The following is a 14,555-nucleotide window of genomic DNA, read 5'->3' as shown; positions in this document are numbered from 1 at the left end:
GGAGGTACCTACACGACCGCAGAAGGCCTGCGGCGCCCTGTGGACCACCCGGAGGGATCGGCGAGGGGGACCGGTCTTCGGGACTCGCCTCTGGCATGTGCCAGGTATATGCGGATTTGAACACTTTCGGCGACGGGTTGGTTCCGCAGAGTGAATACAGGGCTGGCTAGCAGATCCCGGCTTGACTGCCACGGAGCGTCACACTTGTAATTTCACTCGTGTCGTTCGGCCGCAATCGGTCGAGCGCACCACGGGGTCGCAAAGACAGACGAGGGGCACATATGACCGAGCTGTTTGAGGAACTGCTGGTCGAGGCCGAAGAGGAACTCGGCTGGCAGGAGCGCGCGCTGTGCGCTCAGACCGACCCTGAGTCCTTCTTCCCCGAGAAGGGCGGGTCCACGCGCGAGGCGAAAAAAGTATGCCTTGCGTGTGAAGTCCGCTCGGAATGCCTCGAATACGCGCTCGCCAACGACGAACGCTTCGGTATCTGGGGCGGCCTCTCGGAGCGCGAGCGCCGCCGCCTGAAGAAGGCCGCCGTCTAGGCGGTCCCGCAGGGCGGCCGATCGCGGGGAGCGCCGCCCCAGCTCGGCACGCGCGGGGTCCCGGGACCCCGCGCGCCCCTCGCCGGGCACCCCCTGCCTTCCGGCTCTTTCGCGCCGCCGCCCTTCGTTTCCGCGGCGCCTTGCCGGCCGCGACACATTCCCGCATTCGCCCCTGAGCGCAGGCCACGGGTGTTCGGGCGTCGGAATCCCCGGGGCGGCGCCCAGGTGGGAGCGGAATCCCTTCGGTAAGCGTCCGCTCGGTATGTGTCGGAGGCGAATCCCTTCCGGCGGGCATCGGTGCGTGCGTATCGGCGGTGCCGAATCGTGCGCCGGCGCACGATACCGATGGGTAACGGCCGGAGTGCGGAATCGCTGGCGCGCAATCAATCTCCGGCGCGTACGCGGGCCTTCGCGAATTGACTTTCCGTCAGATTATGCGGACGGACGGAATCGGCTCCTTCCGTCCGCTCCTCTCCGGCCGAAGGCGGCGGGAGGCGGCGGGAGGCGTACCGGCCGGGCGCGACGGGACCGCCCTGCCCCGCTCGGTGGGGGCGGGGACCGTCGCGTCCCGCTGCCCACGCGCCGTCGCGCCCCCGCCTGTGGCTCCGAGAGGCGCCGGCGCGTACGCCGTCGAGGGGGCGGCGCGCGCCTCGTGGAGGAGCGGGCGGGCGTGGGGTTGTCCACAGGCGGGAGCTGGCGCCCGAGCCCAGCCGTTAGTGTGGGCCTTCGTCCGAGACGCACCGCGACCGCAGCGGGACCCGGTGCGTCCACCGCAGTCCAGCGAACCGGGGCCCGTACCTCGATGTCCGTGCACAGCCATCCGGCCACGCAGTATGCAGACGCCGCCACAGGGTTCGGCGGGGTGGGACAGTCGATGTCCGACCCGGCCGGACAGCCCCTGTCCGACCCGGCGACGCCACCGGAGTTCCCCCGGCATGTCGTCACCGCCGTGCTCGTCGCGCACGACGGCGCCCGCTGGCTCCCCGACGCCCTCGCCGGCCTGCTCGGCCAGAACCGCCCCGTGCAGAACGTGATGGCGGCCGACACCGGCAGCGCCGACGACTCGGCGCGCCTGGTCACCGAGGCCATCGGCCCCGACCGCGTGCTGCACCTCGCGCGGCGCACCGGATTCGGCGCCGCCGTCGAGGAGGCCGCCCGTACCTCCGGCGTGCTCACCCCCGACGACCTGCCGTACCTCAAGCGCCCCAGCGGCTGGGACCCGGTCACCCGCACCTGGCGGGACGAGGCGTACGACATGCCGGACCTGCCGTACGGCGAGCCCGAGCACTGGCTCTGGCTGCTGCACGACGACTGCGCGCCCGAGCCGGAAGCCCTGGCCGAGCTGCTGCGCGTCGTCGAGCAGGAGCGCGAGGCGGGCAACGACGTCGCGATCGTCGGCCCCAAGCTGCGCGGCTGGTACGACCGCCGCCAGCTCCTGGAGGTCGGCGTCACCATCGCCAACAGCGGCCGCCGCTGGACCGGCCTCGACCGCCGCGAGCAGGACCAGGGCCAGCACGACCAGGTGCGGCCCGTGCTCTCGGTGTCCACCGCCTGCATGCTGATCCGCCGCGACGTCTTCGACGCGCTCGGCGGCTTCGACCGCCGGCTGCCCCTGATGCGTGACGACGTCGACCTGTGCTGGCGCGCCCACACCGCCGGGCACCGCGTCCTGATCGCCCCCGACGCGATCGTGCGCCACGCGGAGGCGGCCTCCCGGGAGCGCCGCACCGTCGACTGCGTCGGCCGTACGTCGACCTCCCCGCACAAGGTCGACAAGGCCGGCGCGGCCTACACCCTGCTCGCCAACACCCGCACGGCCGTGCTCCCCTGGGTGCTGCTGCGGCTGGTGCTGGGCACCGTCATGCGCACCCTCGCCTACCTCGTCGGCAAGGTGCCCCTCCAGGCCATCGACGAGATCTCCGGCCTGCTCGCGACGCTGCTGCGGCCCGAGCGGATCCTCGCCGCCCGCCACCGGCGCGGCGCGCCGGCCGTCGGGAAGGACGAGCTGCGCCCGCTGTTCCCGCCGCCCGGCGCCACCGTGCGGCTCACCGTCGAGCAGGCCGCCGCCAATCTGGTGGGCCGCTCCGACCCCGAGACGCCCGGCGCCGGCCGGCACGGCGGAGCCGTCGAGTCGGGACCCGGCGGCGACGACGCGGACTTCCTGGAGATCGAGCAGTTCGCCCGCCTCAAGCGCATCGCCCGCAAGCCGGGGCCCGTGCTCTTCGCGGTGCTGCTGCTCATCTCCCTCGTCGCCTGCCGCGCCCTGCTCGGCGGCGGCGCCCTCGCCGGCGGTGCTCTGCTGCCCGCCCCCAGCGGCTCGTTCGAACTGCTCGGGCGGTACCTGGACGCCTGGCATCCGGTCGGCGCAGGCGGCACCGACTCCGCGCCCCCTTATCTGGCGATCGTCGCGCTGCTGGCCACCGTGCTGTTCGGCTCGACGGGCCTCGCGGTCACCGTGCTGCTGGTCTGCTCGGTGCCGCTGGCCGGCTTCACCGCCTACTTCGCCTCCCGGCCGCTGGTCGAGTCCCGGCTGCTGCGCGCCTGGGCGAGCATCGCCTACGCCTTCCTGCCCGCGGCCACCGGCGCGCTCGCGGGCGGCCGGATCGGCACGGCGGTGCTCGCCATCCTGCTGCCCCTCCTCGCGCGCGCGGCGATCGCGTCCGCCGGCCTCGCGTCCGGCGCCGCCCCCGGCGCGCGCGGCAGCTGGCGCGCCACCTGGGCCTACACCCTGCTGCTCACGGTGGCCACGGCCTTCACCCCCATCGTCTGGCCCCTCGCGCTGGTCCTCGGCCTCGGCCTGCTCGCGCTCCGCCGAGCCGACCTCACCGCCCACGGGCTGCGCTTCCTGGTCACGCTCGGCACCCCCCTGCTGATCCTGGCGCCCTGGTCGCTGTCGCTGCTGCCCTTCGGCTTCTTCCGCGAGGCCGGCCTGCCGTACGGAAAGGGCGCCGCCTCCGCGCTCGACCTGCTGGGCACCTCGCCCGGCGGCCCCGGCACCCTCACGGGCCTGCTGATGATCGGGATCCCGCTGGCCGCGCTCGCCGCCCTGCTGCGCGGCGAGCGCCAGACGGCCGTGTACGTCGCCTGGACCGTCGCCCTGACGGGCCTGCTCTTCGCGGCGCTCTCCAACGCGTCGACGTGGGCGGGCCCGGCCACCCTCGTCTACGGCCTCGCCCTGCTCGGGGCCGCGGCGGTCGGCGCCGAGGGGGCACGCGAGCGCGTGACCGAGCTCAGCTTCGGCTGGCGGCAGCCCGTCGCCGCGCTCATCGCCCTCGCCGCGGTGCTCGGGCCGCTGGCGTCCGCCTTCTCCTGGATGGCCGGCGGCGCGGACGGCCCGCTGGAGCGGCGCGACCCGGTGCAGGTGCCCGCGTTCGTCGCCGAGGAGAGCGCCACCCAGGACCAGGCCCGCACGCTCGTCCTCGACGGCGACTCGCCCGCCAAGGTCTCGTACAGCCTCGTACGCGGCTCGGGCGCCCGGCTCGGTGACGCCGAGCTGGCCGCGTCGGGCGGCGGCAACGCCCGCCTGGACACGGTGGTGGCCAACCTGATCGCGGGCTCCGGTGCCGACCAGGCCCAGCAGCTCGGCGGCTTCGCGGTGCGCTACGTGCTGGTGCAGGACGGCGCGGCCCGGCAGATGGGCCGCGTCCTGGACGCCACCCCGGGCCTCACCCGGCTCAGCCAGCAGGACGGCACCGCCCTGTGGCGCCTCGACCGCCAGGTGGCCCGCGTGGTCGTCGAGCCGCCGTCCGGCGCCGCTTCCGCCGAGCCCGCCTCCGTCGCCGCCGGCCCCGTGGACGTGCACACCACCATCCCGTCCGGCGCCGGCGGACGGGTCCTGCGGCTCGCGGACACCGCCGACGAGGGCTGGACGGCCACGCTCGACGGTCAGCCGCTGGCCAGGACCACCGTGGACGGCTGGGCCCAGGGCTTCAAGCTGCCCGCGTCCGGCGGCCGTCTCGACGTCACCTTCGACGACCCCGTCGGCCACACCGTGTGGCTGGGCATCCAGGGCTTCCTCGCCCTCGTCCTGGTGGTGCTCGCGCTGCCGGGCCGCCGCCGCGACATCGACGACGACCTGCCGGAGGAGACGCTGGTCCCGGCCGAGCCCGTGGAAGGCGAGGGCCGCAGGGCGCGCAGGCTGCGGGCCCAGGCGGAATCCGCCGAGGGCGCGGCGGCCGGGGCGGACGGCACAGCCGCCGACCCCATGGCGGTGCCCGCCCAGGGCCCGCCCGGCACCGACCCCGCCGACCCCACGGGCGTGCCCCAGCAGTCGGACGACACGGGACAGCCCGGCGTCCCGGACCCCGACGTGGTCGCCGCCATGGCGGACGGCGAGGCGACGGCGCCCGGCGACCAGGACCGGACGGCCGGCCAGATCCCCCAGCAGGGGGCGTACGCCGAGTGGGACACGGGCAGCCAGCAGCCCTACCAGGCCCCCGGCTACGGCGGGTACGGCGAGGAGCAGTACGCCCAGGGCCAGTACGGGGCCGGCCAGTACCAGGGCGACGCCTACCAGCAGGGCGAGTTCACGGACCAGGGCGCCTACCAGAGCGGTGCCTACGCCCAGGACGCCTACGGGCAGCAGTACCAGCCCGGCGACCACGCCTCGGGCGAGTACCCGGCCGAGGGCTACCAGGACGCCGGTTACGGGCAGGCCGGTCAGGAGCCGGGGCAGTACGGCGCGGGCGGCCGGTACGACGCGTTCGGCAACTACGTGGGCCCGTACGAGCAGTCCGGCGGCCCGGACCAGCCGGGCTACGACCCGGCGTACGGCCAGGGCTACGACCCCGCCTACGGCCAGGTGCCCCCGCCCCCCGCCCGGCCGCCCCACGGCAACGACAGCGACCGCCCCGACGGGAGCCAGCAGTGAACCGCACCACCCTCTCCCTGATCGCCGGGGCGACGGGACTCGTCGTCATCACCGGACTCGCGGCCCTCACCGCGCCCGACGGCTCGGCCGACGGCACCGGGGGCTCCGCGGCACGGCGGCCCGTCGAACGCAGCAGCCTGCTCTGCCCCTCGCCCGGTGCCTCGGACCTCGCCGACACCACGTACACGTCCTTCACGCCGGGCTCCGCGAGCGGCGCGGCCAAGGGCTCCGCCCAACTTTTCGCCGCGGGCGGCCAGTCGGACGACTCCGGCGGGGCGTCGGGCTCCGGCAGCGGCAAGGATGACAAGGCCGGAAAAGACGGCAAGGCCGGCAAGGACGACGCCAAGTCCGGTGACAAGGCGTCAGGCAAGGCCGGCGGGGCGGCCGCCAAACCGGTGCTGACCGGCACGGGGCCCGGCAAGCCGGCCACCGCGGACGCCGACGGCGCCGACCAGCCCGCGCTGATCGGTTCCGCCGACGGCGCCATGGCCCCCGGCTGGACCGTGCAGCAGACCACCCAGGTCCCCGCGGGCGACGGCCGCGGCATCTACGGCCTGAACTGCTCGGCGCCCGACACGGACTTCTGGTTCCCGGGCGCGAGCACCGCCGACGACCGCACGGACTACGTCCACCTCACCAACCCGGACGACTCCGCGGCCGTCGCCGACATCGACCTGTACGGCAAGGGCGGCGCCATCAAGTCGGACGTCGGCGAGGGCATCCAGGTCGGGCCGCACCAGAGCGTCCCCGTGCTGCTGTCGACGCTCACCGACCGGCCCGAGGACAACCTCACGGTCCATGTGACGGTGCGCAGCGGCCGGGTCTCCGCCGCGTTGCAGGCCGCCGACGCCCATCTGGGCGGCGACTGGCTGCCCGCGGCAGGGACGCCCGCGACCACCCAGGTCCTGCCGGGCATCCCGAAGGACGCCACGTCCGCCCGCCTGGTGGCCTTCGCGCCCGGCGAGGACGACGCCGACCTGAACGTGAAGTTCGTGTCCCCGACCGGCTCCATCACGCCGGCAGGCCACGAGACGCTGCACGTCAAGTCGGGCATGACGGCCGCCGTCGACCTCGGTGACATCACGCGGGGCGAGGCGGGCACGCTGATGCTGACCCCCTCGGGCTCCGAGGGCCGCGCGGTGCCCGTGGTGGCGGCGCTCAGGGTGGTGCGCGGCAAGGGCGGGGACCAGGAGTCGGCGTTCATCCCGGCCACGGCCCCGGTCGGCGAGCGGGCGACGGCCGTCGACAACCACGCCAAGGGCACCACGCTCTCCCTCACCGCGCCCCACGGCGCCGTACAGGTCCGCGTCACCTCGTCCGCGGGCAGCGGCGGCGGCTCACCGGCCTCCAAGACGTACACGGTCAAGGCCGGTACCACCCTCGCCGTCCAGCCCTCCGCCCCAGGGGGCCTCAAGGGCACCTACGCCCTCACCGTGGAACCGGTCTCGGGCGGCCCGCTCTACGCCTCCCGCACCCTGGAACTCCCCTACGACGGCATCCCCATGTTCACCGTCCAGCCCCTCCCCGACGACCACGGCATGGTCGAGGTCCCGAAGGCGGGGGAGGACCTGTCGATCCTGCAGCGGTAGGGGCGGCGGGGCGTTCCGGCCGGCAGGGGCGCTCCGGCGGTCGATGCCCCAGTGGCAGGGCCCCGTGTCGCAGGTCCCCGTAGCCGCAGGTTCCCGTGCCGCACGTGTGCCGGAGAGCCCCGGCGACCGGGACCCTATTCCTCCCCGTACCCCGGATCCACCGTCTCCGGGGTCAGACCCAGCAGCTCGGCCACCTGCTCCACCACGACCTCGTGGACCAGCATGGCCCGTTCGTCGCGGCTCTTGGTGCGGATCTCCACCGGCCGCCGGTAGATCACGACGCGGGCGGGCCGCCCGCCGGTCGCGGAGACGGTTCCGCCCAGGGGAACCGTGTCGTCGCCCCATCCGCCGCCGTCCGCCGCGCTCTCCGGCTGGGGCACCTCGAGCACCAGGAAGTCGATCTCGGAGAGCTGCGGCCAGCGCCGCTCCAGCCGCTCCACGGAGTCCTGCACCAGGTCGGCGAAGACCTCCGCGCGGCTCGCGGAGAGCGGAACCTGCGGCGGTGCCACGGGCCCGCGCATGCCCCGTCCATGACGGTCACGGCGCCGCGGTCCGGGGCCCGTGGTGGGGGGCGGTAGTGGCTTGTCCATCACCGATGAAGAGTAGTCCTCAGCCGGGTACGGCCGCGCGCGGGAACCGGGCAGGTCCGGCGCCTCCCGCGGCCGGTCGACGCGACCCCGGCGGCCCGGCGCGCCCGCGGTGCGCCGCCGCGCTCCCCGGGACCCCCGGCGGCCCCCTGGACGCCGGTGACGCCGCCGTCCACATCCGCTCCCGCCCGTTCCGGCAGTGCTCGAACCATGTCGTTTCCCGATCATTCGGGCCAGGCTTGAGCACGATTGGATTTCCGTCCCAGACTGCGCTGCTACTGGCAAATGACGGGTTTTGCGACAGGCGGTGACCGGGCGGGGGCACCCGGCCTTCCGTGTCGCACACCGTCCGTGCAGGTCAGCAGGGAATCGCCGGAACAGCCGCACGACGAGATCGCGCCACGACACGGTCGAGTGACCTCGGGCGGAGTCGTCGCGGCCCGTTCAAGAGTGCGGTACCGTCCAACGTCGTGAGCCCTGTACGTCGCTGTTCGCGCACCGCCTGCGGCCGGCCTGCCGTTGCGACGCTGACGTACGTCTACGCCGACTCCACGGCCGTTCTGGGCCCCCTGGCCACCTACGCCGAGCCGCACTGCTACGACCTCTGCGCCGAGCACTCCGAGCGCCTGACGGCCCCGCGCGGCTGGGAGGTCGTCCGGCTGGCCGACACCTCGGGCCCGACCCGCCCCAGCGGCGACGACCTCGAAGCGCTCGCCAACGCGGTACGGGAAGCGGCCCGCCCCCAGGAGCGCGCCGCGGAGGCGGGTGGTGGCGCCCGCCAGGCCGACCCCATGGAGGTGGCCCGCCGCGGTCACCTGCGCGTCCTGCGCTCGCCCGACAACTGAGCGTGCGCCCTCCGCGCCCCTGTTTCCCCTCTTTCCGGCTGCCGAGCCGCTCCTCCTGGACGCCTGGGCCTGCCCTCCCGGCTGTTCGAGCCTCCCTCCTGGCCGCCTGAGCCTCCCTCCCGGCGCCCCCGGCACCCGACGGCTTCGGGCCTCTGACGCACCCCTGACGCACCCCTGACGAACATCCGGTCGTTCAATTCTGTACAAGCCATTGACGCAGGGTCCCGCAGACACGACCATCCCCGTACCCATGAGAGATCACTTTCCGCATCATGGAATTATGGGAGATGAGGTCGTCCGTGTTCACCCAACAGCTGGAACCCGTCGCCGCCTCTCTAGGCCTGTCAGCGCTCGTCGCCTGCGTCCCACTCGTCGTCGTCCTGGTCCTGCTCGGCGTCGTCCGGATGAAGGCGCACTACGCGGGCCTCCTGGGCCTGCTCTCCGCGGTGCTCGTCGCGTGGCTGGCCTACGACATGCCACTCGGGCAGACGGTGTCCAGCGGCTTCGAGGGGGCCGTCTTCGGGCTGCTGCCCATCATGTGGATCGTCGTCAACGCCCTGTGGGTGTACCGGATGACGTTGCGCACCCAGCACTTCGACATCCTGCGCCGCTCCTTCGGGCGGCTCTCCGACGACCCGAGAATCCAGGCGCTCGTCATCGCCTTCTGCTTCGGCGCGCTCCTGGAGGCGCTGGCCGGTTTCGGGGCACCCGTCGCGATCTGCTCGGTCATGCTGGTGGCGCTGGGCTTCGACCCGGTGCGCGCCGCGGTCGTGTCGCTGGTCGCGAACACCGCCCCCGTCGCGTTCGGCGCCATGGCCACCCCCGTCGTGACGCTGGCTCAGGTCGGCGGGCTGCCGCTGGACTCGGTCGCCTCGGTGGTCGGGCGGCAGACGCCACTGCTGGCCCTCGTGGTGCCGCTGGTGCTGGTCGGGCTCGTCGACGGCCGGCGCGGGCTGCGCGAGACCTGGATGCCCGCGCTGGTGTGCGGCGTGGCGTTCGCGGTGGTGCAGTTCGCGGCCTCCAACTACGTCTCTCCGCAACTCGCCGACATCGGCGCCTCGTTGGCCGGCGCGGGCGCGCTGGTGGCGCTGCCGCGGTCCCGCAGGCCCGCACCCGAGTCCGTGCGCGCCGCCGTCCTGACGGGTGCGCGCAGCGAGGACATGGACCAGGTGGACCCGCGGCCCGAGGTGCTGCGCGCCTATGCGCCGTACGTGCTCATCGTCGCCATCTTCTCGATCGCCCAGATACCGCCCGTCAAGGCGCTCTTCGACAAGGCGACCCAGGCGGTCGACTGGCCCTTCCTGAACGTCGCCGGCCCCGACGGCAAGCCCGTCAGCGCCAACATCCTCAGCCTGCCCCTGGTGTCCACCGGGGGCACGCTCGTCCTGGTGGCCGGAGTCCTGACCGCGATCGTCCTGGGGGTCCGCGCGGGCGCGGCGGTACGCGAGTGGGGGGCGACCATCCACGAGTTGCGGTTCGCGATCCTCACCGTCACCTCGGTGCTGGCGCTCGCCTACGTCATGAACCTCTCCGGGCAGGCGGGGACCATCGGGCACTTCGTGGCCGCGGCGGGCGCGGGCCTCGCATTCCTCTCGCCGGTCCTCGGCTGGTTCGGCGTCGCGGTCTCCGGCTCGGACACGTCCGCCAACGCCCTGTTCGGCGCGCTCCAGGTGAGCGCGGCACAGCAGTCCGGCCTCTCCCCGGAACTCCTGGCCGCGGCCAACAGCTCCGGCGGCGTGCTGGGCAAGATGATCTCGCCCCAGAACCTCACCATCGCCGCCGCGGCGGTCGGCCTCCGGGGCCGCGAGGGCGACCTGCTGCGCAGGGTGCTCCCCTGGAGCCTCCTCCTGCTGCTGGTCATGTGCGTGATCGTGGTGCTCCAGAGCACGGCGGTACTGGGCTGGATGCTGCCCTAGGAGCCGTACGGACCCGACGGGTTGGCCGGACCTTGCGGGGCGAACGGGAGGCGGGATCCCGAGGCCCCGGGCGGCCCGGGAAAGCAGCGAGGGCTCCCGCGACCGCACCGGTCGCGGGAGCCTTCGGGTTCCGCCGGGTTCCGCCGGGCTCCTTCGGGTTGCGGGACCCCACGGGGTGTGGGCGCCACCAGGGCCGCGGGAGCCGTGAGCGTCGCGGGAGCGACGGGGGCCTGCTGGAGCCGGAGAGAGCCGAGATGGCGACAGAGAGGTCCGGGGTGACGGAGACGGAGACGGCCGGGGAACGGAGACGGCCGGGGAACGGAGACGGCCGGGGAACGGAGACGGCCGGGGCGATGGCGACAGAGATAGCCGGGGCGACGGAGACGGCTGGGGCGACGGCGACAGAGACAGCCGGCAGAGATAGCCGGGGCGATACGGGGTATACGACCGGTACAACGCCCGGCGCCGCGCTCTCGCGCCCCCGTTCGGTCGGCGCCCGGTTCGCGTCGGCTCGGGCTCCCTGCATATCGCCGTCAGTCCCTACGGGTAGCGTTGGCCTACCGCAGAGGACTTCAGGAGGGCTCGCTGTGAGCACTGATCTGTCGCAGATCGTGAAGGCGTACGACGTACGCGGAGTGGTCCCGGACCAGTGGGACGAGCGGCTCGCCGAGCTCTTCGGAGCCGCCTTCCAGCGGGTGACGGGGGCCTCGGCGATGGTGGTAGGGCATGACATGCGGCCCTCCTCGCCCGGCCTGTCACGGGCGTTCGCGCGAGGCGCCGCGGCCCGGGGCGCCGATGTCACGGAGATAGGGCTGTGCTCCACGGACCAGCTTTACTATGCCTCCGGCGCGCTGGACCTCCCGGGCGCCATGTTCACCGCGTCGCACAACCCCGCGCGGTACAACGGCATCAAGATGTGCCGCGCAGGTGCCGCCCCGGTCGGCCAGGACACCGGCCTCGCGGACATCCGCGCCCTCGTCGAGGAGTGGCTGGACGGCTCCGCCCCCGCCCCGGTCGAGAAGCCCGGCACCATCACCCAGCGTGACACCCTGCGGGACTACGCCGAGCACCTCCGCTCGCTGGTCGACCTCACCTCGATCCGCCCCCTGAAGGCGGTCGTCGACGCGGGCAACGGCATGGGCGGCCACACCGTGCCGACGGTCCTGGGCGGCCTGCCCATCGACCTCGTCCCGATGTACTTCGAGCTGGACGGCACCTTCCCGAACCACGAGGCGAACCCGCTCGACCCGGCCAACATCGTGGACCTCCAGGAGCGGGTGCGGGCCGAGGGCGCAGACATCGGCATCGCCTTCGACGGCGACGCGGACCGCTGCTTCGTCGTCGACGAGCACGGCGACCCCGTCTCCCCGTCCGCCGTCACCGCCCTCGTCGCCTCGCGCGAACTGGCCAAGAACGGCGGCAGCGGCACCGTCATCCACAACCTGATCACCTCCTGGTCGGTGCCCGAGGTGGTCCGGGAGAACGGCGGCACACCCGTCCGCACGCGCGTCGGCCACTCCTTCATCAAGCAGGAGATGGCCAGTACGGGCGCCATCTTCGGCGGGGAGCACTCCGCCCACTACTACTTCCGCGACTTCTGGAACGCGGACACCGGCATGCTGGCGGCCCTGCACGTCCTCGCGGCGCTCGGCGGCCAGGACGGCCCCCTGTCGGCCCTGGTCGCCCAGTACGACCGCTACGCCGCCTCAGGCGAGATCAACTCCACCGTCGACGACCAGGCGGGCCGCCTCGCCGCGCTCAAGGCCGCCTTCCAGGACCGCGAGGACGTCACCCTCGACGAACTCGACGGCCTCACGTTCACCGCGGAGGACTGGTGGTTCAACGTCCGCGCCTCCAACACGGAGCCGCTGCTGCGCCTCAACGCGGAGGCCCGTGACGAGACCACGATGAGCAAGATCCGCGACGAGGTCCTGGCCATCCTCAGGGGGTGACGCGGCCTCCTCCCAACCCTGTCTGCCCCTGCGGTGCGGACTGGTGCGCCCGGCTGCCGTAAGTCGTGGCTGTGCCCACCCTCCCCCAGTGCCTCAACGGCCTGGGAGGTGCCCCCAGCCTGCGGAACGATTGCCCACAGCGGGGGAAGGGCACGCCAGGATGCCGCCCCCAGTGGCCACCTCAGGCCCCACCGGGCCGCAGTCGCGTACGAGACGGGAGGGGACGTGGGGGGATGTGCGCGCGCAGCGTCCGGCGCCAGGCCCACGGAACCTGTCCGGACGACAGAGGGGCGCCGGACCGAGCACGTACACCCCCCCCGCGGCCCCGCGCCATAACGCACCGAAAGCGCCCCGCGCCATAACGCACCGAAAGCGCCCCGCGCCATAACGCACCGAAAGCGCCCCCCCCCACCACAACGCACCGGAGGCGGCCCGCCCGCAACGCACCGGAACCAGCCCCGCCCCACAACGAAACACAGGGCTCCCCGGCGCTACCCTGACCAGCAAACACGTTCCAGAAAAGGACCCCGAATGCCCCTCGAATCCGGCCTCCTGGACATCCTCGCGTGCCCGGCCTGTCACGCCCCGCTCACAGAGGACCAGGACCAGGAAGCCACCGACAGCGAACTGCGCTGCACAGGCCAGGACTGCGGCCTTGTCTACCCCGTCCGGGACGGCATCCCCGTCCTGCTGGTGGACGAGGCCCGCCGCCCCGAGTAGCCGGCGCACCGACCAGCCGGCGCCCCCGCACCGGCCCCCGCGGCCGGCCGGCCGACGCACCCACCGGCCCCCCGCCGCAGCCACAGAACGCACCGTGCCTCCGACCGCGCACCCGCCACCCGCGCACCCCCGAAAGGCCAAGGCCATGCTGGACGAATCGCTGCTCGACGCGCCCGAGGACCTGGCCAGGGCCGACCGCCGCGGCCTGCTCCGCGGCGCCGCCGAAGCCGGCGCCCGCGTCCGCACCGCCCTGCGCCACGCCACGGAGTCCGGCATCGCCGAGCTGCAACCCGACGGCCGCCCCCGCGCCCTGATGATCGCCGGCCCGGGCACGGCCGCCGCGGGCGTCGCCGACCTGCTCGGCATGCTGGTCGGCGCCGGCTGCCCCGTCACCCGCCTCGGCCCCACCGGCGTCGCCCCGGTCGCGGGCGCCCTGCGCTGGGCGCTCCCCGGCTGGGCCGGCCCCGTCGACCTGCTCCTCGTCGCCACCCCTGACGGCTCCGAGCCCGGCCTCGAACTCCTCGTCGAGCAGGCCTACCGCCGGGGCTCCACGGTCGTCGCGGTCTGCCCGGACGGCTCTCCGCTCGCCGAGGCGGTCGAGGGCGTCCACGGCCTCGCCGTGCCGATGGCCATCGCCCCGTACGAGCAGGACGAGCCCGACGCGGCGTCCGCGCCGGGCGCGCTGTGGGCGCTGCTCACGCCGCTGCTGATGCTGCTCGACCGCACCGGCCTGCTGGCGGCGCCGCCGGAGACCCTCCAGAAGGTCGCGGACCGGCTCGACCGCGTCGCCGAGCGGTGCGGCCCGGCCATCGAGACGTACAGCAACCCGGCCAAGACGCTCGCCGCCGAGCTCGCCGACGCGCTCCCGCTGATCTGGACGGAGGGCCCGTCGGCGGGGCCGGCGGGCCGCAGGTTCGCCGCCGCGCTCGCGGAGCTCGCGGGCCGGCCCGCGCTCGCCGCCGAACTGCCCGAGGCCCTTCCCGCGCACGGCGCGCTGCTCGTGGGCGCGCTGGCGGCCGGCGCCGACCCGGACGACTTCTTCCGTGACCGGGTGGAGGAGCCGCAGGCGATGCACGCGCGCGTGGTGCTGCTCCGGGACCGCCCCACGGACAACCTCAGCGCCGCCCCCGCCGCGCGCGAGCTGGCCCTCGGCCATGACACCGCGATCAGCGAGCTCGAACCGGAGGACGGCGGCGAGCTGGAGACGATGGCCGAGCTGATCGCCATCACCGACTTCGCGGCCGTCTACCTGGGCCTGGCCACCAGGCCGAGCTGAGGACTGGCCACCGGGCCGATCCGACCGCACAGAGCCCCGCACCCCGCACCCGCACCCGCACCCCGCACCCGCACCCGCGCCCCGCACCCGCACCCGCACCCGCGCCCCGCACCCCGGAGCCTGAACTCTGCCCCCTTCGGCACCCTGAACGATCGGGCGCACCCAACCGTTTGGCACCCTGGACCCCTCGGCCGCCCAAGCCGACCGGCGACCGTACCGTCCCACCCCATACGCTCCGTACCCACACCGCCCGTACGA

General features: G+C 74.1%; 9 protein-coding genes. 8 read left to right on the top strand and 1 reads right to left on the bottom strand.

Annotation, left to right across the window (positions count from 1 at the left end):
- The first annotated feature begins 281 nt into the window (after positions 1–281).
- The 3 genes from Sm713_RS24845 (at position 282) to Sm713_RS24835 (ending at position 7,001) form a co-directional block, all read left to right on the top strand.
- Entirely contained in the window at positions 282–542 is a 261-nt protein-coding gene (locus Sm713_RS24845; RefSeq protein ID WP_212912315.1) for a WhiB family transcriptional regulator, read from the top strand.
- 802 nt (positions 543–1,344) lie between these two features.
- Complete coding sequence (locus Sm713_RS24840; protein ID WP_212912314.1) at positions 1,345–5,412, top strand: glycosyltransferase; 4,068 nt, start codon at positions 1,345–1,347, stop codon at positions 5,410–5,412.
- Complete coding sequence (locus Sm713_RS24835) at positions 5,409–7,001, top strand: DUF5719 family protein (RefSeq protein WP_212912313.1); 1,593 nt, start codon at positions 5,409–5,411, stop codon at positions 6,999–7,001. The genes Sm713_RS24840 and Sm713_RS24835 overlap by 4 nt, the downstream gene beginning before the upstream one ends.
- Positions 7,002–7,135: 134 nt before the next feature.
- On the opposite strand, the gene Sm713_RS24830 is transcribed toward Sm713_RS24835, so the two are convergent.
- Positions 7,136–7,591 (bottom strand): metallopeptidase family protein, encoded by a 456-nt coding sequence (locus tag Sm713_RS24830; RefSeq protein WP_212914810.1) that lies wholly within the window; start codon positions 7,589–7,591, stop codon positions 7,136–7,138.
- Positions 7,592–8,058: 467 nt separating this feature from the next.
- Between Sm713_RS24830 and Sm713_RS24825 the strand changes: the two genes are divergently transcribed.
- The 5 genes from Sm713_RS24825 (at position 8,059) to Sm713_RS24805 (ending at position 14,297) form a co-directional block, all read left to right on the top strand.
- Entirely contained in the window at positions 8,059–8,433 is a 375-nt protein-coding gene (locus Sm713_RS24825) for a DUF3499 domain-containing protein (protein ID WP_212912312.1), read from the top strand.
- Between the two features lie 299 nt (positions 8,434–8,732).
- Entirely contained in the window at positions 8,733–10,349 is a 1,617-nt protein-coding gene (locus Sm713_RS24820; protein WP_212912311.1) for an L-lactate permease, read from the top strand.
- Positions 10,350–10,936: 587 nt separating this feature from the next.
- Positions 10,937–12,301, top strand: a complete 1,365-nt coding sequence (locus tag Sm713_RS24815; protein WP_212912310.1) for a phosphomannomutase/phosphoglucomutase — start codon at positions 10,937–10,939, stop codon at positions 12,299–12,301.
- A 531-nt stretch (positions 12,302–12,832) separates the two neighbouring features.
- On the top strand, positions 12,833–13,021 hold the full coding sequence (locus Sm713_RS24810) for a Trm112 family protein (protein WP_212912309.1): 189 nt from the start codon (positions 12,833–12,835) through the stop codon (positions 13,019–13,021).
- 145 nt (positions 13,022–13,166) lie between these two features.
- Complete coding sequence (locus Sm713_RS24805) at positions 13,167–14,297, top strand: SIS domain-containing protein (RefSeq protein WP_212912308.1); 1,131 nt, start codon at positions 13,167–13,169, stop codon at positions 14,295–14,297.
- Positions 14,298–14,555 lie beyond the last annotated feature (258 nt).

Source organism: Streptomyces sp. TS71-3 (assembly GCF_018327685.1).
GTDB lineage: Bacteria > Actinomycetota > Actinomycetes > Streptomycetales > Streptomycetaceae > Streptomyces.
This window is presented reverse-complemented; position numbering and strand designations above follow the sequence as displayed.

Coding starts and splice junctions, on each gene's coding strand:
- Sm713_RS24810 (WP_212912309.1), top strand. CDS start 12,833: ATGCCCCTCGAATCCGGCCTCCTGGACATCCTCGCGTGCCCGGCCTGT.
- Sm713_RS24805 (WP_212912308.1), top strand. CDS start 13,167: ATGCTGGACGAATCGCTGCTCGACGCGCCCGAGGACCTGGCCAGGGCC.
- Sm713_RS24845 (WP_212912315.1), top strand. CDS start 282: ATGACCGAGCTGTTTGAGGAACTGCTGGTCGAGGCCGAAGAGGAACTC.
- Sm713_RS24840 (WP_212912314.1), top strand. CDS start 1,345: ATGTCCGTGCACAGCCATCCGGCCACGCAGTATGCAGACGCCGCCACA.
- Sm713_RS24830 (WP_212914810.1), bottom strand. CDS start 7,591: ATGGACAAGCCACTACCGCCCCCCACCACGGGCCCCGGACCGCGGCGC.